The sequence below is a fragment of the Nocardia sp. PE-7 genome (assembly GCF_030486425.1).
In the GTDB taxonomy this organism is placed as follows: Bacteria; Actinomycetota; Actinomycetes; order Mycobacteriales; family Mycobacteriaceae; genus Nocardia; species Nocardia salmonicida_A.
Genome location: NZ_CP129614.1, coordinates 5139343 through 5156453, shown reverse-complemented (window position 1 = coordinate 5156453; position 17111 = coordinate 5139343). Strand labels below are relative to the sequence as shown.

Genomic DNA, 17111 nt, shown 5'->3' with positions numbered 1-17111 from the left:
GGACTACCGCGCGCCCGCCATCAGGACCTCGGTCGGCGTCGAGCGGTAACGGCCCGGCGCCGTGCCGAATTCGCGTTTGAAGGCCTTGCCGAAGGCGTACTCGGAGCCGTATCCGGTGTGTCTGGCGACGGTCGCGAGCGGGTGGTCGGTGTCGCGGAGTAGGCGGGCGGCGGTGAGCATGCGCCAGCGGGTGAGGTAGGTCAGCGGTGGTTCGCCGACCAGCGTCGTGAAACGTTTGGCGAAGGCGGCCCGGCTGAGACCTGCTCGGGCGCCCAGTGATTCGACCGTCCAGCCGTGGGCGGGGTCGTCGTGGACGGCGCGCAGGGAGCGGGAGATGTCCGGGTCGGCGACCGCGGCGGCCCAGCCGGTCGCTGCGTCGGAGTCCGCGAGTTGGGCGCGCAGGAGATAGAGCAGCAGCAGGTCCAGTAGTGGGGGGATCGCCGCGTCGGCGCCGGGGTGGGTGTCGGTGAGTTCGTCGGCCAGCAGGTCGACCGCGGCGCGCAGCGACGGGTGCGTGCCGAGCCGGGCCGGAATGTGCACCACCTCGGGCAGTTCCGTCAGCAGTGGATGGGTTCGGTCGGCGGCGAGCTGGTAGGAACCGCACAGCAGGGTGGCGGGAGCGCCCGGCCCCGGCACGGTCCGGACATCCTCGGGGCCCGCGGTTTCGGTCACCGGGCTGTCGAGTTGGTCGAGCAGATCGTGGGCTATCCCGCGCGGCATGAAGACCGCGTCACCGGCGCCCAATGCCAGCGGCTCCGCCTCGGATCGCGTCAGCCAGCACGAACCCTGCAGAACCACATGGAAGCCCGCGCTCTCGATGCGCGGATACGCCCGGCCCCACGGTGCGTGGCGCACGAACATCCCGGAGGCCGGGCTGCCGGTCTTCGCGGTGGCCAGGACATCGCTCAGCAGATCCATGTTCGAAACTCTACTCGTAGAGACGATCGGATATTCACGTAAGATTCTGGATGATTTCTTGTCTCCTTGTTGGCTCATACGCTGGTGTTCATCAGCCCGATGAACACAAGGAGCACGACATGAAGATCGCCGTCTACGGAGCCAGCGGCCACGTGGGAACATTCGCGGTGCGGGAACTGCGCGAGCGCGGAATCGAGACCGTGGCCGTGGGCCGCAACGCCGCGCGGCTCACCGGACTCGACGCCGAGGTCCGCGTTGCCGAGGCCGACGATCACGCCGCGCTCGTCGCCGCGTTCGCCGATGTCGACGCCGTGATCAGCACGCTGCCGGACTACACCGGTCGCGGCGAAGGGGTGCTGCGCGCCGCCATCGCCGCCGGCGTCCATTACGTCGACGTCGCGGGCGAACAGCTCTTCGTCGAGAAGGTCTTCGCCGAATTCGGCCCGCGCGCGGCCGAAGCCGGGGTGACGCTCTCGACCGCGACCACCGAAGCGGGGATCTTCGGCGACCTGCTTGCCCACCTCGGCGCCGAGCGACTCGGCGGCGCCGACGAGATCGTCCTGAGTCATGTCGCCACGCCCGGCGGCGAGGGCTCGCGCGGAAGTATGCGCACCGTCTACCAGAATCTAGATGTCTTCACCAGTGGCGGCCTGTCGTGGTCCGACGGCGAATTCCAGACCGGCCCCCGGCCCCGCCGGACCACTTTCCTGCTTCCCGACGAGACGGAACCCATTGCCGTGATGAAGTTTCCGCAACCCTCCGTGGTGACAATTCCGCGCCACACCACGGTGGGCTCGGTGGAGGGCGTACTGGCGAAGTCGATCTTCGAGATCGTCGGCACGGTCACCGCGGCCGATCTGGACGCCGCGCCCGCAACGCCGTCGGTCCCGGCCGCGTACTCGATGGTCGTCGACATCTACCGCGACGGCCGGACCCTGCGTGGCATCGGCCGTGGCCCCGACGCCTACCGCAACAGCGCCCAGCTCGCGGTCGAGGTCGCGACTCGCATCGCGGCGGGTGCGGGCAAGCCGGGCGCGCAGTCACCCGCGGAGTTGTTCGATCCGGTCGAATTCCTCGACGCCCTCGCCCCGTTCGGCATGACATGGTCGCTGCGTTGACAGCGCGCCTACGGTGGATCGCCGTGCCCGTCGCCGCCGTGGCCGCGCTGGTGCTGGTGGCGTTCGGCGCCCGCGACACCGAAACCACCTGGTCGAGTGCCTGGACGACCGCGGTGCAGTACCCGGTCTACCAGAACTGGTCGGCGATGGGTTTCGCTGATCAGACTGTGCGACAGGTGTTTCGCCTGTCGCAGGAGGGGCCGCAGGTCAGGATCCGGTTGTCGAACCGCTTCGGCGAGTACCCCCTGCCGGTGTCGGCGGCGACGGTGGCCGCCAGTGCGGGTGGCGCGGCGGTCGTTCCGGAATCGGTGCGGGGGTTGAGCGTCGCCGGGCAGTCCACCTTCGTGATCGCGCCGGGAGCCGAGGTGATCAGCGACGCGGTGGGCACCGTGGGGGCATCGATCGCGGTCACTCTCTACTTCGACCGGCCCACCGGCCCCGCGACCCAGCACGGCCAGTCGCTGGCCACCAGCTACCGAGCACAGGGTGATCACGCCGCCGACCCGTCGTCGGCACCGTTCACCGATACCTCGCAGTCCTGGTACTACGTGGCGGGCATCGAGACGCTGCGGTCGAGCACCGGCGACGTCACCGTGGCCTTCGGCGATTCGATCACCGACGGCTACCGCTCCACCCTCGACGCCGACCAGCGCTACCCCGACCAACTCGCGGCGGTAGGCCACCACGGTCCGGTGGTCAATGCCGGAATCAGCGGCAACAGGCTGCTCACCGACTCGACCGTGCTCGGCGACAGCGCGCTGGCGCGGTTCCGTCGCGATGTTCTCGACCAACCGGGCGTCGGCACCGCCGTCGTCCTGATCGGGATCAACGACATCGGGCTGTCGGACAGCGCCGGCCCGGACGGGGTTGTCTTCCCACCGGTTTCGGCCGACCAGCTCATCACCGGATATCGCGCGTTGATCGGGCAGGCGCGCGCGGCGGGCGTGCGCATCGTCGGCGCGACCATTCTGCCGTTCGCCGGGTCGGCCTACTACTCGCCGGAGCGGGAGCGGTTGCGCGCCGAGGTGAACACGTGGATTCGGGAGTCGGGCGCCTTCGACAAGGTGGTCGATCTCGAACAGGCCTTGGCCACTCCCGGTGATCGCACCCGTCTCGCCGACGGTTTCGACAGCGGTGATCACCTACATCCCAATGATTCCGGCTATCGAGCCATGGCCATGGTCATCGCGCCCGCTCTCGCCACGTGATCGCCGTTTCGCCCCACCTGCCGTGACCAGGCCGGATGCTGACCTGTAGCCCAACGGTCGGTGAACCCTGATCCGTCGAGTGGCAGGTAGGGCGGGGGCTCGATATGCTCGACTCCGACTTCGAAACAGGCTGCCTTGCTGCGTGTTTGATCGACCACTGATGGCAGGGGGCCTGTGAGTACTGCGGACGTACTGCCGATGGCGCAGACAGTAGCTGCGCCGAAGGCGTCCGGTGACAGCGCTGGTTCTGTGGTGCTCGGCGCCGGCGTGGCGGTGGTGGCTATCGCCGCCGTGACCGCGGTGTTCGCGCCGCAGGCCGTCGGTATCCCGGTGCTCGCCGCCGCTGTGGCCGCGGCACTGATCGGCTGCCCCGCGGTGTGGTTCGCACTGCGTCAGCGCGCGCAGGCGCGCGCGAGTCTGGCCGCCGCCCAACGGGCCGAACAGCAACTGGCCGCTACTGTGGCCGAGGCGAGCGCACGGCTGACCCAGGCCGACGAGCACACCGCCGCCTACGCCTGGGAAGCCCAGGAGAATTCGCGGCGGGGCGCGGCGGCACTGGCCGCGTTCGCCGGCGCCGCGGGCCGCATCCAGGCGATGACCACCTCGATGCTGGCCGAGCTGCGGGAGATGGAACACCGCCACGCCGACCCCCGGGTACTCACCGACCTGCTCCACATCGACCACCGCACCGCCCAGGCGGGGCGCCTCGCCGACAGCATCGCGGTGCTGTCCGGTGCGCGCACCGGTCGCCGCTGGGCGAAACCTATTGCGATGGAGTCGATTCTGCGCGGCGCGATGGGTCGCGTCGCCGGGTATCAGCGCGTGCGGCTGCGGGCGATCGCCGAGGTCGGCATCGCCGGGCATGCGGCCGAAGGCGTGATGCACACGCTCGCCGAACTCCTCGACAATGCCTGCAACTTCTCGCCGCCCACCACCGAGGTGCACGTCTACGCCGCGGAAGTGCCCGCGGGCGTGGTGATCACGATCGAGGACAGCGGCCTGATCATGAGCGATTCCGCGCTGCGCCGCGCCGAAGCCGCCGTGACCGGACGCGATCACAAGGGCAAGGGCGCCGACCTGGCCTCGTTGTCGGGGACCAGGCTCGGGCTCGCCGTGGTCGGTTACCTGGCGCGCAAACACGAACTCACCGTCTCCTATCGGCCGTCGGCGATCGGCGGCACCGCGGTCGTCGTCGTCGTCCCGCGGGAGCTCACCGCGCGCGCCGAACGTCGCAGTCGCAATGTGGTGGCCCCGCCGCGCTTCGCCGAGCCGGCCACGCTGAGCCAGTTCGACAGCCCGATCCCGCGCCGAACCGACACCGGCACCATGGATTTCAGCGAGCCCGTCGGCCAACACACGCAACCCGAGACCGACGGCGCCCCGCCCTCCTCGCCCATGCTGCCGAAACGTCGCAGGGGCGACACGCTCGCGCAGGTCCACCCCGAAGGCCTCTCCGCCACGCCCGCCGCCAAGGCGCCACCGGCCAAACCCACCGCCCTCGGTGCCTTCCAGCGTTCCGCGCCGGGCCGCACCACTGCAAGCCACGATCCGGGTAGCGGCGCTGCGGCTCCCGACCCACTGGAGGACCGATGACCACCACCGCCCCCGCGAACCTCGGCTGGCTGCTCGAGAAGCTGCTCGCCCGCACCCCGCGTGCCCGGCACGCCCTGCTCCTGTCTGGTGACGGGCTGAAGATCTGCCATACACCAGAACTCGACGTCGACCGCGCTGATCAGTTGGCCGCCATCGCCGCGGGGTTCCAGAGTCTGTCGCACGGGGCTTCCGTCGAGTTCGGTGACGGGCGTGGCGGAGTTCGCCAGTCGATGACCGAGTTCTACGGCGGCATCCTGTTCGTCGTCGAGGCGGGGCGCGGCGCGCACCTGGCGGTGGTCGCCGCCGAGGACGCCGATGCCGGTCTGGTCGGGCACACGATGCACGAGTTGGTCGAACAGCTCGGCGAGCATATGGCGGCTCAGCCCAGACGCGGAGCGATCGATTGACCAGGGCCGGTCGTGACGACGATCCGGACCGCTTCTATACCCTGACCGGCGGCCGGGCTCCCGTCACCGAGGACTTCGACCTGGTCACCCTGGTGGTCAGCGAGTCCGCGGCCACCCCGGGGATGTCCTCGGAACAGGCCGCGGTCCTCGACATCTGCCGGGCGCCCACCGCGGTGGTGGAGATCGCGGCCGAGCTGCGGCTGCCCGTCGGTGTCACCACGGTTGTCCTGTCGGACCTGCTGGCCGCGGGCAAGATCACGGTGCGCCCACCGTTGTCCGCGGCGATGTCGCTGGATGCTTCCACCCTCGAGAAGGTGCTCGTTGGACTTCGCAAGCTCTGAGAACGTGCCCGAGCGGGCGAAAGCGCCGCTGCACAGCACGGCAATGCACGGGTTGAAGATCGTGGTCATCGGCGGATTCGGTGTCGGCAAAACGACATTGGTGCGGTCGGTGAGCGAGATCCGGCCTCTCGACACCGAGGCCACCATGACCGATGTCGGGACAGGCGTCGACGACACCACCGGTGTGCCCGGCAAGTCGACCACCACCGTCGCCTTCGACTTCGGCCGTATCACTCTCGACGACGAACACGTGCTGTACCTGTTCGGAGCTCCTGGGCAGCAACGGTTCTGGTTCCTGTGGGACCGGCTGTTCACGGGCGCGCTCGGCGCGATCGTGTTGGTCGACCAGCGCCGGATCAGTGACTCCTGGTACGCGATCGACCGCCTCGAACACCAGGGCACTCCGTTCGTGGTGGCCTGCAACGACTTCGGTGACTCCCATTCGGTGGGCGCGGTGCGTGACGCACTCGATCTCGATCCGGCTGTGCCGCTGGTGATGTGTGACGCGCGCTCGCGCGAATCGAGCAAGCAGGTGCTGATCGCACTGGTCGAGCACCTGTATTCCGCTGTCCCACAGGGAGAAACCGTTTCATGAGCACACCGACCGGCGCGTGCCCGATCACCGGCGCGGTGCCGTTGAGCGGCCCCGAGTTCCACATCGAACCGCACGAGGTCTATCGGCGGATGCGGCGTGATCACGGTCCCGTCGTGCAGGTCGAGTTGCCCGGCGGGTTCCCGGCGTGGCTGATCATCGGTTACCGCGAACTGCACCAGGTGACCAGTGATCCGCTGCTCTTCCCGCGTGATGTGTCGCTGTGGAATCAGTGGGGGCGGGTGCCGGAGGACTGGCCGCTGCTGCCCATGATCGGGCAACCGATGCCCTCGATCTACTTCACCGCCGGCGCCGAACACCGCAGGCACCTCGCGATGGTGGAACCGGCACTCGACGCGGTCGACCACTTCGAATTGCGCAGGGCCTGTGAGGAACTCGCCGATCGCCTCGTCGACGGGTTCTGTGGTCGCGGCAGCGCCGACCTGATCGCCGAGTTCGCGGTGCCGCTGCCCGCGCTCGCCTTGGCGCGCATCCTCGGTCTGCCCGACAACGACGCGGCAGACCTCGCCCTGACGATGAAGCAGCTCGCCGACGGTGGCGCCGACGCCCAGTCCGGACACGCCCGCTTCGCCGAACACATGGCGCGGCTGGTCGCGGTGAAGAGGGCCCGCCCCGCCGGTGATCTGGCCTCGATGATGCTGGCCGACCCCGAGCCGTTCACCGACGAGGAATACATGAACGACCTGATGGCGATCGCCGCCGCGGGTCACCTCACCACCGCCGACTGGCTCGGCAGTTCGATGCGGTTGATGCTCACCGACGACCGGTTCGCGAACGCGCTCGGCGGCGGCAGGCGCAGCGTCGGCGAGGCCATGAACGAGGTGCTCTGGGAAGAGGGGCCCACCTCGATTCTGGCGGGCCGGTGGGCAGCGCGTGACACCCGGCTCGCCGACAAGACGATTCGGGCAGGCGACCTCCTGCTGCTCGGTCTCGCGGCCGCCAATCTCGATCCGCATGTGCGCCAATCGTTTACCGACGGTGGTTCCGTACCCACCGGCAACAGCGCCCATTTCGCGTTCAGCTACGGCGAATACCGCTGCCCTTTTCCGGCGCAGCAGATCGCGGAGATCATCGCCAGGACCGGGATCGAGGTGCTGCTCGACCGGCTTCCCGATGTCGACCTCGGGGTCCCCGCCGACCAGCTCACCCGGCGACCTTCGGCTTTCCTTCGGGGCATGACCGCACTGCCCGTTCGTTTCACGCCAGTTCGACCCGTCGGAGGTTTTTCGTGAGCTCGCCATGCCCTTTCGCCATCGACCCCATGGTCGGTGACCTCAACGGGGAAACCGCCCGCCTTCGAGCACTCGGTCCGATCACCCGGATCGACCTGCTCGGTGTGCCCGCCTGGACCGTCACCGATCACGCCGTCGCACGTCAGCTGACCACCGACACCCGGCTGGTCAAGGACATCAACGCGTGGTCGCTGTACGCCGACGGCGTGGTGACCACCCAGTGGCCGCTGATCGGGATGGTCCTCGTCGACCGTTCGATGTTCAGCGTCGACGGCGCCGAGCACCGCCGGTTGCGGCTCAAGACAGCCCAGGCACTGGCCCCGCGGCGGCTGGAAGAGCTACGTCCGGTGATCGAACAGCTGACCGCCGACCTGCTCGACGACCTCGAGGCCGCCGGCGCCGACGGCGCCGCGGTGGACCTCAAGGAGGTTTTCGCCTATCCGCTGCCGATGCGCGTGGTCGGCGACCTGATGGGCGTCTCGCGCGGAGACCACGCGCAGCTGCTCGACTGGTACAAGAAGTTCTTCTCGGTGATGACCCCGCAGGACGAGCGCCTCGAGGTGATGGGCGGCCTCGATGTGTACTTCACCGACCTGGTCCGGCAGAAGATCGCGGACCCGGCCGATGATCTGACCTCGGCGTTCGTCACCGCCGACGAGGGTGGCGAGCCGCTCACCGAGGAAGAGGCGATCGGCAACATCAAGGCCCTCGTCGCCGCGGGCCACGAGACCACCGTCAGCCTGATCATCAACACGGTGCGCGCGTTGCTCGCCGAACCCGAGCAGCTGGCGAAAGTCCTTGCCGGGGATGTGGAGTGGAAGCAGGTCATCGAGGAATCGCTGCGCTGGGACGGCCCGGTCTCGCACCTGCTGATGCGTTTCGCCACCGAGGACATCGTTGTCGGCGACACCGTGATCGCCAAGGGTGAGGGCGTGGTGATGTCCTACCGTGCCGTCGGCCGCGACACCGCCGTGCACGGCGAGACCGCCGACGAGTTCGACGTGACGCGCTCGACCGCCAACCGCCACTTGGCCTTCGGCTACGGCCCGCACATCTGCCCCGGCGCCGCGCTGTCGCGTCTGGAAGCCGCGATCGCGCTGCCCGCGCTGTTCGCCCGCTTCCCGAAGCTGCGCCTGGCCGTGCCCGACAGTGAGATCGGCAACCTGCCGGTGCTCACACAGAACGATCTGGCCGCGCTGCCGATCATCCTGAACTGACCGGCGACGCGTCGCGCCCGGTGGCTCCTACGCCGGGCGCGACGCTATCCGTGCGCTACAGACCCAGATCGCGGCCGATCAGTTCCTTCATGATCTCGTTGGAGCCCGCCCAGATCTTGGTGACCCTGGCGTCCATCCACGCCCGGGCGACCCGGTATTCACGCATGTAGCCGTAGCCGCCGTGCAACTGCACACACGCGTCGAGCACATCGTTCTGTACCTGCGCCGACCACCACTTGGCCTTCGCCGCGTCGACCGCGGACAGCTCACCGGCCGCGTGGGCGACGATGCCCTGATCGACGAACGCCTGTGTCACTTCGATTTTGGTGACCAGCTCGGCGAACAGGAACTTGTTGTACTGGAAGCTACCGATCTGCTGCCCGAATGCCTTGCGCTCCTTGGCATACTGCAGCGTCTCGTCCAGGATCGCCGCGGCATGGGCGAGGTTGGAGACCGCCGCGCCGATGCGTTCCTGCGGCAGCCGCTCCATCATGGCGATGAAGCCACGGTCGACCTCGCCGAGCCGGTTGGCGTCGGGAACCCGCACATTGTCGAAGAACAGTTCGGCGGTGTCGGATTCGGGCTGACCGACCTTGTCGAGCTTGCGCCCGCGAGTGAAGCCGTCCATCCCGGTCTCGATGACGAACAGCGTGATGCCCTTGGCCTTCTTCTCCGGGCTGGTGCGCGCGGCGACGATCACGAGGTCGGCGTTGAAACCGTTGGTGATGAACGTCTTCGAGCCGTTGATGATCCAGTCGTCGCCGTCACGCACGGCGGTGGTCTTCAGCGCGGCCAGGTCGGAACCGCCCGACGGCTCGGTCATGCCGATGGCGGTGATGATCTCGCCGGTGCAGAACTTGGGGAGCCAGCGCTGCTTCTGCTCCTCGTTGGTGAGCTCGACCATGTAGGGCGCGCACACGTCGTAGTGGATGCCGAACGAGGACGCGATCGCGGCGCTCGCCTTCGACAGCTCCTCGCCGAACACCGCGTTGAACCGGTAGTCGCCCGCGTCGCTGCCACCGAACTCCTCGGGCACGCCGAGGCCGAGGTAGCCCAGTTCGCCTGCCGCGAGCCAGGTTTCGCGGTCGATCGCCCGTTCTTCGGCGAAGCGTTCGGCATTCGGCTCGATCGAGCGCTTGACGAACTCGGCGACCGACGCGCGGAAGGCGTCGTGGTCCTCGGTAAAGATGGAGCGCTTCATGGTGTCCTTTCGCTGACTTACTGTTCGGGCCGTTCGCCCAGCAGAACCAAAGACGCCCGGACAACTCTGGCCGCGTCGGGTTCCTCACCGCTGATCACATCGGTGTAGATGAAGGTCTCGGTGATCCGCACCAGCAGCAGCGCCAACTCGGGCACCGGCAGCAGCGGATCGAGAGTGTCGGCCGAAATCTCTTCGGCGAGTAGTTCTTCCACGATCGCGACGATGCGGTGCTGCACCGTGCCCGCGCGCGTGGTGAGCAGTCGCAGCGACCGTTCGGGCTCGCGCAACAGGAATTGGCGGAAGGCGTGGGAGGTGTTGGTGGCCTGGGCGAAATCGCCGAGGATGGTGGCGATGCGGTACGCGCCGTGACCGGGAGCCGCGGCGGCCGCGCGACGCAGGGTGGGCTCGGCGACCGACCAGATGACCTCGGCGAGCAGTTCGTCGCGCCCGCCGACCCACCGGAACAGCGTTGCCCGGTTCACCCCGAGCGCGACGGCGAGTTCCTTCATCTCCAGTCGGTGCCCGGCCAGGAATACGGCCCTGGCGGCGCGGAACGCGCTCACGGCATCGGGGCGCGCCGCCGCGTCCTGGAGTCTTTTCTCCAGGGCCGTCTGCTCGATCACGTCACCTCCATGCACCGTTTCCTACAGTGTATGAACTGTGCAACGTCTGTCAATGTGTTGCACTCCGGGCACAAGAACGGGCACAAAAAAACTCCCCGGTCACCATGACCGAGGAGTTCTCGTTGTAGCCCCGACGGGATTCGAACCCGCGCTACCGCCTTGAGAGGGCGGCGTCCTAGGCCGCTAGACGACGGGGCCAGAACAACAGCTCACCGGGGTGAACCGCGCGGAACATACGATAGCCGACGACCTGGTGATCGACCAAAACGGGTGGTCGCCCCGGTTGACCGCCCCTTGGCGGCGGGGCACAGTGGGGCCATGACCAGCAAAGAGCTGCGCGGTGGGGTGGAGATGAGCAATCTCGATCAGCCGCTGTTCGACGGGGCCGAGGCGACCAAGCGGGATCTGGTCGACTACCTCGAGTTCGTGGGGGAGCGGCTCGTTCGGGTGTTGCGGGGGCGAGTGCTGTCGGTGGTGCGGGTGCGGCCGGGGCAGCCACCGTTCATGCAGAAGAATCTGCCGAAATACACCCCGGAGTGGGTACCGCGCGCGACGGTGTGGGCGGAGAGCTCGCATCGCGAGGTCACCTACGCGCTCGGTGACGACGTGCGCACGCTGCTGTGGTTCGGCAACCAGCGCGCGGTGGAATACCACCCGCTGCTGTTGCCGGTCGACCACAGCGCGGGGCCGACGCACCTGGTACTCGATCTGGATCCCTCACCGGGACAGACGTTTCGCGACGCGGCGGTGGGCGCGCAGCTGATCCGGGCCGCGCTGGAAGCCGACGGGCTCGCCGGTACGGTGAAGACCAGCGGCGCCAAGGGATTACACGTCTACGTGCCGATCGAGCCCGGCGTCGCGATCGAGGACGCCGCGGCGGCGACCCGGGCCGTCGCGGCCAGGGCCGAGCGCATAGATCCCAGCGTCGCAACCACGGCGTTCATTCGTGAGGACCGCGCGGGAAAGGTTTTCCTCGACTCCACCCGCGCGGGCGGCGCGACGGTGATCGCGGCGTACAGCCCGCGCATCCGGCCGGGAGTTCCGGTGTCTTTTCCCTTGCGCTGGAATGACATCGAGTCGGTGACCCCCGCCGACTTCACCCTGCGCACCGCCCCGGATCTGCTCGGCGACACCGACCCGTGGGCGACGGAAATGCCCGCACCGCAAGCACTCCCGGCCGATCTGATCGCCGAAGGTCACACCATCCCGATCGCGCGAGTGCAGGCCATGCACGAGGGCAAACGCCGGGCCCGGGCCCGCCGCGCCGAGTGAGCCCTGCCGGGGGTTGATCAGCCGCCGAGCGACGCGACGCCCGCCTGGGCGAACTTCTCGTCGAGGTCGCCGCTCGGGGCGCCTGCCACGCCGATGCCCGCGATGGGGGAGTTGTTCGCCTTCACCGGGGCGCCGCCACCGAGGAAGAGGGTGCCGTCGATGTCGGCCAGGTGCGGTGCCGACTCGAGGCGCTTGGCCAGCTCGGTGGTGGGGGCGTTCCAGGAGACGGCGGTGAAGGCCTTCTGCTGGGCGGCATCGTAGGACTGCGGGCCCGCGCCGTCACCGCGCAGGGTGACGATGACATTGCCGTTGCGGTCGACCACCGCGACGCTCACGCGCTGGTTCTCCTTCGCGGCGGCGTCGAGGGCGGTCTGCGCGGCCTTGGTGGCGGCGGCGATCGACAGGTGGGTGGACTGGGCCAGGTTGGCATCGGCGGCGTCGACGACCACGGGCGTACGGGTCGCCGGGTCCTGATCCTGCGCCTGGACGGTCACGACGCCGACCACACCGGCGGCGACGACACCGGCGGTGGCGCCGGCGATGATGAGGCGATTGCGAGTGGTGGACTTGGCGGTCATGGCTGCTCCTGCGCGGATCTCGGCCGACCGGCGGTCTGCCGTGGCCTGGTGATATCCATCCTGTTCGCGCAGCGGTCTCCGCGAATCGGCGTACCGGCTGCACTCCGGGGACGGATCGGCCGACACTCGGGTCAACCGATCGGATGACCCACCGCGGGGGATCACCGGGGAGAATCGGAGTGTGCCCAGGCCCGCGCACGTTCGCGGCCGAGAACCGCGGCGACAGCCGCCGATGGACGCAGGTGGACGACATGGCTCAGCTGCTCGGCGCCCAACGGGACGACACGCGACTGCTTGCCGTCATCGTCCACAGTGCCTTCTACGTCCTGCTGGCCGCCTCGTTGATGCGATGGCTCATCCGGCACAGCGAGACCCGCTCGACGCCGCTGATCGTGGTCCTCTCCCTGATGCTGGCGGTGCTGTACGCACTCAGTGAACTACGCCAGTCCGGCCGACTCGTGTGGTTCGCGATGCTGGTACTCACCTGGTCGGTGCTGGTGGTGCTCGCACCGAGCTTCGCCTGGTGCGCGGTGCCGCTGGTGTACACGGGACTGCGGATCCTGTCGGAGCGAGTGGCGGTGATTCTGGTCGTGGCGCTCACCGTCTTGGTGGTGTCGAGTCAGGTGCGCATCGCCGGATGGCTGGATCCGAATCTGGTGCTCGCCCCGCCCGCGGTGGCCGCGGTGACCACGGCGCTGTTCGTCGGGATGCGCCGTCAGGCCGAACGTCAGGCCGCGCTCATCGATGACCTGGTGCGGACCAGGCAGGAACTGGCGGCCACCGAACGCAGGGCGGGCACCCTGGCCGAACGGCAACGGCTGGCCATGGAAATCCACGACACCCTGGCCCAGGGGCTGTCGAGCCAGCGCATGCTGCTCCAAGCGGCCGACCTGGTGTGGGACAGCGATCCGGATCTCGCGCACACGCATCTGCGCTCGGCAGCCGCCATCGCCGAACGCGACCTGACCGAGGCACGCCGGTTCGTCCACGACCTCGCCCCGGCTGAGCTCGCCGTGGGCGGATCGCTGCCCGCCGCGCTGGCCGCACTCGCCGAACGGGAGACGAGCGACTCCCTGACCGTGCGTTGCCATATAGAAGGAACGCCGGGGCAGTTACCCCAGCGGGTGGAGGCCACCCTGCTGCGCATCGCCCAGGGCGCGCTGGCCAATGTGCGTGAACACGCGGCGGCCACCACCGCGACGATCACACTGACCAGCCTCGACGATCAGATCGTGCTCGACGTCGCCGACGACGGCCGCGGCTTCGACCCCGACGCACAGGCCGACCCCGCGCGGCATCGCGGCCATGGTCTGCCCGCGATCCGGGCGCGAGTTCGCCAACTCGGCGGCACCTGCACCGTGGAGTCCGCGCCCGGCGACGGCACCGTGCTCTCCGCGGCCGTTCCGCTCGCCCCCGGCCCGACCTCGCCGCACTAACATCGGCACCTGTGACCACCACCGTGCGCCTGTTGATCTGCGACGATCACGCTGTCGTCCGCGCCGGACTGCACGCGCTGCTGTCGAGCGCTCCCGATATCGAGGTCATCGGGGAGGCCGCCGACGGACCGACCGCGGTCGCGCTGGCCGCGAGTCTGCACCCCGATGTGGTGCTGATGGATCTGCAGCTCGGCAAGGACATGGACGGTGTCGAAGCGACCCGCCGGATCACCGCCCAGCCCGCGCCGACCCCGCACGTCCTCGTGCTGACCACCTACGACACCGACGCCGACATCACCCGCGCGATCGAGGCGGGCGCGACCGGTTACCTCCTCAAGGCCGAACGGCCGGAGGAACTGTTCGCCGCTATTCACGCCGCCGCGAGCGGGCAGACCGCTCTGTCCGCGCCGGTCGCCGCCAAGATGATGGCCAAGATGCGCAACCCCGGCCCCACGCTCACCGCCCGCGAGCGTGACATCCTCGGACAACTCGCCCACGGCCTCGGCAACCGGGAGATCGCCCGCGCGCTGCACATCAGCGAGGCGACGGTGAAAACCCATCTGGGCCGCATCTACGACAAACTCGGCGTCGACACCCGCGCGGCGGCGGTCGCGGTGGCCACCGAGCGTCGCTTGCTCGCCTGAGCGGGCGGGTGGTCCTCAGCGGGGCGCCAGGGTGGCGGCGCCGAAGGACACACGGAAGCGCTCGCACCAGATACTCACCGACTTCACCGTCGACAGATCGGTGCCCGCGGGCAGCTCGTAGTTCTGGCTGCCCTCGTTTCCCTTCAGCGAGCCGAGGTCGATGTGGCTGCCGTCGTCGAAGTTGTGCCAGTCGTCGACGATCACCGGCTGATCGGTGAGCCAGACGTGCAAGGCGGGCCCGTCGGAGGTGCTCAGGTCGGCGATCCGCAGCACGATGGTGCCCTCTGCCGTGCGCTGGAGTTGCGCGGTGCCGGAGGTCTCGTGCTCGTGGGAGAGGAAGGCGCCCTCGGCGATCACCGGCGGCGGCGCGCCGTCCACCGCGGCGATCGGCGCCTCGTCGACAGTCACCGTGGTGAACAACCGCCACGGCTGGAACAGGTAGAGGCCCACGGTCACGGCCGCGACCAAGCCGACGGCGATGACGGTGAACAGGGTCCGGCGAGTGCTCATTACGCCTCCTTTTCACCCATCATCCTCCGTCCAGGACAGGGCGTGCTGCCCGAATTGCCGGAAAGAAAACGTGACCGGGGTCTCGGAATCTCTATGAGCCCCGTCACATTACGACGCTATAACGACAAGAATGTGATTACGGATTTATTACGGCCGACCAGGGGTGAACAGTGTTCCTTTGGACAATATCCGCTACAAACACGCCCGTGATCGGTACGTGATCTCAGCGCGCATTCCAGCTACATTCGATCACGGCTTGAACAACAACCCGAGCCGAATCGAATCGCAGAACGCCGGAAAGCCTGCCCCGCGATTCGAGGATCCCCGACATGACTGAGGGGCAGGGACGCGGTAGTTTTCATCACCGAGTCGGTGGACGCAGGCAGGAAATACTTTATGTCTTTGAATCGCAAGTTCACCACCCGTGCCCTTGGTCTTGCCGCTGTTGCCGGCGCGATGATCGCCGTTCCGGCCGGTCTGACCACCGCAACCGCCTCGGCGAACAACTGGGACGCCGTGGCGCAGTGCGAGAGCACGGGCAACTGGAACATCAACACCGGTAACGGCTACTACGGCGGCCTGCAGTTCTCGCAGAGCACCTGGGAAGCCTACGGTGGCGCGGGCACCGCCGACAACGCCAGCCGTGAAGAGCAGATCCGCGTGGCCGAGAACGTGCTGGCCGCGCAGGGACCCGGCGCCTGGCCCGTGTGCAGCGCCTACCTGTAAAGAGCGCTGACAAGTAAGACTTTCCTTGTCGGGAAACGAATTACCCGCTATTCGAAGCACACGTCGAATAGCGGGTTTTTTCGTTGTCCGGAGAATCCAATCGATATACCGTGAGCGATGCGGCGAGCATGCGTGAATCCGAGGGATCGGACGGGTCGAGGCCGGTGAGCTCGGCAATCCTGCGCAGTCGATAGGTAAATGTATTCGGGTGTACGTGAATCAATCGTGACGCCGTTTTGCGGTCGCCGCCGTGGACGAGATGCGCTTCCAGCGCGTCGATCAGGTGCGGACTGCTCAGGAGCGGAATCACCCGCTGCGCCAGGCGTTCTCGGGCCGGACCCGGTCGGGTGAGTTGGTATTCGAGCAGCAGATCGTCGAGTCGGTAGCAGCCACCGGGCTTGCCGCGTAGTCGCGCCAGTTCGGTCAGTTCGGTCGCGTCCTCGGCCGCCGCCGGAATCGCGTCGCGGCTGATGCCGGAGAATTCGGCCAGATACACCGGGACGCCGAACTGTGTGCGCAATCGGTCGGCGAGTTGGTCGAACTTCGCCGGGTCGAGGATGTCGGTGTCGGAACTGTGACTGAGCAACGCGATGCCGTGGGTGCCGTCGAAGGTGGCCGGGGTGGTGGTGCCGGTGAGTTCGTCCAAGGCGCGTTGCAGCACGCGGATCCGTCGCCTGGTCACCAGGTTGGCCGCGGTGCCGACGCGGGGTGGCTCGCTCAGGTGAACCGCCAGCACCGTGTACCGGTCGGCGAGGATCGTGTCGGCGCGGGCCGCGAGTTCCTCGGCGGGCAGGCCGCGTACCAGTGCCGAACACAGTTCCCGGCGCGCCTCGCGTTCGGCGTGATAGATCGACTGCTCGACCTCGGTATAGGTCTCCACGACCGTCATATTGATGTGGCGCAGCAGGTCGAGCAGGCGGTTGCCGACCCGTGCCATCTCCGCGGTCTCCGTGGGCAGGGCCAGCGACAGCGCCTCCGCGAACACCGACTGCGCCGATCCGTGGATCGCGCCGATCAGCATCGGCAACGGCAGCCGGTCCTCCGCGTGGCGCTCGGCGACCGGGGCGACGAACGCCGCGACCTCGGCATAGGTGAACTCCCGGTCGGCGCCGATCGCCTCGAGTACGGCCCGCCCGCACGCGTAGATGGTCGGCAGAACCTCGGCGGTGAAGTGGCCGTCGGGGAGTTCGGCGGGCGCGTTGGCGCCGAGGCCGGCGGCGAGCATGCGCTCGGAAATCTGTGGCCATCGCGTCAGAAGACGTGCGGTCAGCGCGGGCAGGGCGGGAAGTTCGGAGAGGGGATGTTCGGCGAGCATGCCTCGATTGTGTCCGACGACAGGTCGGTGCAGGACCATCCGATCGAAAACGAACAGAACTTGGCTCCCGCGCCAATCACGTCCAGAGTTTCTCGTTGCTCGGTGCAGTGACATCACTGTGTCCTGGGTCATAGATTCGCAGAGCGCGTCCGAGCTACC

General features: G+C 68.2%; 17 protein-coding genes, 1 tRNA gene and 1 pseudogene. 12 read left to right on the top strand and 7 right to left on the bottom strand.

Annotated elements, in window-relative coordinates:
• Window positions 1-3: 3 nt before the first annotated feature.
• Window positions 4-918 carry an AraC family transcriptional regulator gene (locus QX204_RS24225; RefSeq protein WP_301902548.1) on the bottom strand — a complete coding sequence of 305 codons (915 nt, stop codon included), beginning with the start codon at window positions 916-918 and terminating at the stop codon, window positions 4-6.
• A 119-nt stretch (window positions 919-1037) separates the two neighbouring features.
• Between QX204_RS24225 and QX204_RS24220 the strand changes: the two genes are divergently transcribed.
• From QX204_RS24220 to QX204_RS24185, 8 genes are all read left to right on the top strand, one after another.
• A complete protein-coding gene (locus QX204_RS24220; protein ID WP_301902546.1) occupies window positions 1038-2036 on the top strand; it encodes a saccharopine dehydrogenase NADP-binding domain-containing protein in 999 nt (332 codons plus the stop codon).
• A gap of 23 nt (window positions 2037-2059) precedes the next feature.
• A complete protein-coding gene (locus tag QX204_RS24215) occupies window positions 2060-3244 on the top strand; it encodes an SGNH/GDSL hydrolase family protein (RefSeq protein ID WP_301902544.1) in 1185 nt (394 codons plus the stop codon).
• Window positions 3245-3418: 174 nt separating this feature from the next.
• Window positions 3419-4837, top strand: a complete 1419-nt coding sequence (locus QX204_RS24210) for a sensor histidine kinase (RefSeq protein WP_301902542.1) — start codon at window positions 3419-3421, stop codon at window positions 4835-4837.
• Entirely contained in the window at window positions 4834-5244 is a 411-nt protein-coding gene (locus tag QX204_RS24205) for a roadblock/LC7 domain-containing protein (RefSeq protein ID WP_056812459.1), read from the top strand. Before QX204_RS24210 ends, QX204_RS24205 begins: the two co-directional genes overlap by 4 nt.
• Entirely contained in the window at window positions 5241-5585 is a 345-nt protein-coding gene (locus tag QX204_RS24200) for a DUF742 domain-containing protein (protein WP_301902540.1), read from the top strand. Before QX204_RS24205 ends, QX204_RS24200 begins: the two co-directional genes overlap by 4 nt.
• A 43-nt stretch (window positions 5586-5628) precedes the next feature.
• Entirely contained in the window at window positions 5629-6180 is a 552-nt protein-coding gene (locus tag QX204_RS24195; protein ID WP_301908091.1) for a GTP-binding protein, read from the top strand.
• Window positions 6177-7430 carry a cytochrome P450 family protein gene (locus QX204_RS24190; RefSeq protein WP_056812454.1) on the top strand — a complete coding sequence of 418 codons (1254 nt, stop codon included), beginning with the start codon at window positions 6177-6179 and terminating at the stop codon, window positions 7428-7430. Before QX204_RS24195 ends, QX204_RS24190 begins: the two co-directional genes overlap by 4 nt.
• Window positions 7427-8647, top strand: coding sequence for a cytochrome P450 family protein (locus QX204_RS24185; protein WP_301902536.1), 1221 nt, complete (start codon window positions 7427-7429; stop codon window positions 8645-8647). The genes QX204_RS24190 and QX204_RS24185 overlap by 4 nt, the downstream gene beginning before the upstream one ends.
• A gap of 55 nt (window positions 8648-8702) precedes the next feature.
• Here QX204_RS24185 and QX204_RS24180 read toward each other — a convergent pair whose 3' ends face one another.
• From QX204_RS24180 to QX204_RS24170, 3 genes are all read right to left on the bottom strand, one after another.
• Window positions 8703-9848, bottom strand: coding sequence for an acyl-CoA dehydrogenase family protein (locus tag QX204_RS24180; protein WP_301902534.1), 1146 nt, complete (start codon window positions 9846-9848; stop codon window positions 8703-8705).
• 17 nt (window positions 9849-9865) lie between these two features.
• The gene (locus QX204_RS24175) at window positions 9866-10471 is read right to left on the bottom strand and encodes a QsdR family transcriptional regulator (RefSeq protein WP_301902532.1); all 606 of its coding nucleotides are present in this window, start codon (window positions 10469-10471) and stop codon (window positions 9866-9868) included.
• A 125-nt stretch (window positions 10472-10596) separates the two neighbouring features.
• Window positions 10597-10669: transfer RNA gene (locus QX204_RS24170), tRNA-Glu, on the bottom strand.
• A 120-nt stretch (window positions 10670-10789) separates the two neighbouring features.
• Between QX204_RS24170 and QX204_RS24165 the strand changes: the two genes are divergently transcribed.
• Window positions 10790-11743 (top strand): DNA polymerase domain-containing protein, encoded by a 954-nt coding sequence (locus QX204_RS24165; RefSeq protein ID WP_301902530.1) that lies wholly within the window; start codon window positions 10790-10792, stop codon window positions 11741-11743.
• A gap of 17 nt (window positions 11744-11760) precedes the next feature.
• Here QX204_RS24165 and QX204_RS24160 read toward each other — a convergent pair whose 3' ends face one another.
• The gene (locus QX204_RS24160) at window positions 11761-12321 is read right to left on the bottom strand and encodes a GlcG/HbpS family heme-binding protein (protein WP_301902528.1); all 561 of its coding nucleotides are present in this window, start codon (window positions 12319-12321) and stop codon (window positions 11761-11763) included.
• Window positions 12322-12572: 251 nt separating this feature from the next.
• Between QX204_RS24160 and QX204_RS24155 the strand changes: the two genes are divergently transcribed.
• Both QX204_RS24155 and QX204_RS24150 read left to right on the top strand, forming a co-directional pair.
• Entirely contained in the window at window positions 12573-13757 is a 1185-nt protein-coding gene (locus QX204_RS24155) for a sensor histidine kinase (protein WP_301902527.1), read from the top strand.
• Between the two features lie 11 nt (window positions 13758-13768).
• Window positions 13769-14401, top strand: a complete 633-nt coding sequence (locus QX204_RS24150) for a response regulator (protein WP_301902525.1) — start codon at window positions 13769-13771, stop codon at window positions 14399-14401.
• A gap of 15 nt (window positions 14402-14416) precedes the next feature.
• Here the strand turns inward: QX204_RS24150 and QX204_RS24145 are convergent, their stop codons facing one another.
• Window positions 14417-14911 carry a DM13 domain-containing protein gene (locus tag QX204_RS24145; protein WP_301902523.1) on the bottom strand — a complete coding sequence of 165 codons (495 nt, stop codon included), beginning with the start codon at window positions 14909-14911 and terminating at the stop codon, window positions 14417-14419.
• Window positions 14912-15307: 396 nt separating this feature from the next.
• Between QX204_RS24145 and QX204_RS24140 the strand changes: the two are divergent.
• Window positions 15308-15634: pseudogene (locus QX204_RS24140) on the top strand (transglycosylase family protein); the annotation flags it as partial.
• A gap of 43 nt (window positions 15635-15677) precedes the next feature.
• Here QX204_RS24140 and QX204_RS24135 read toward each other — a convergent pair.
• A complete protein-coding gene (locus QX204_RS24135) occupies window positions 15678-16952 on the bottom strand; it encodes a PucR family transcriptional regulator (RefSeq protein ID WP_301902520.1) in 1275 nt (424 codons plus the stop codon).
• Window positions 16953-17111 lie beyond the last annotated feature (159 nt).

Coding starts and splice junctions, on each gene's coding strand:
- QX204_RS24180 (WP_301902534.1), bottom strand. CDS start 9,848: ATGAAGCGCTCCATCTTTACCGAGGACCACGACGCCTTCCGCGCGTCG.
- QX204_RS24220 (WP_301902546.1), top strand. CDS start 1,038: ATGAAGATCGCCGTCTACGGAGCCAGCGGCCACGTGGGAACATTCGCG.
- QX204_RS24205 (WP_056812459.1), top strand. CDS start 4,834: ATGACCACCACCGCCCCCGCGAACCTCGGCTGGCTGCTCGAGAAGCTG.
- QX204_RS24160 (WP_301902528.1), bottom strand. CDS start 12,321: ATGACCGCCAAGTCCACCACTCGCAATCGCCTCATCATCGCCGGCGCC.
- QX204_RS24145 (WP_301902523.1), bottom strand. CDS start 14,911: ATGAGCACTCGCCGGACCCTGTTCACCGTCATCGCCGTCGGCTTGGTC.
- QX204_RS24225 (WP_301902548.1), bottom strand. CDS start 918: ATGGATCTGCTGAGCGATGTCCTGGCCACCGCGAAGACCGGCAGCCCG.
- QX204_RS24190 (WP_056812454.1), top strand. CDS start 6,177: ATGAGCACACCGACCGGCGCGTGCCCGATCACCGGCGCGGTGCCGTTG.
- QX204_RS24135 (WP_301902520.1), bottom strand. CDS start 16,952: ATGCTCGCCGAACATCCCCTCTCCGAACTTCCCGCCCTGCCCGCGCTG.
- QX204_RS24155 (WP_301902527.1), top strand. CDS start 12,573: ATGGCTCAGCTGCTCGGCGCCCAACGGGACGACACGCGACTGCTTGCC.
- QX204_RS24195 (WP_301908091.1), top strand. CDS start 5,629: ATGCACGGGTTGAAGATCGTGGTCATCGGCGGATTCGGTGTCGGCAAA.
- QX204_RS24165 (WP_301902530.1), top strand. CDS start 10,790: ATGACCAGCAAAGAGCTGCGCGGTGGGGTGGAGATGAGCAATCTCGAT.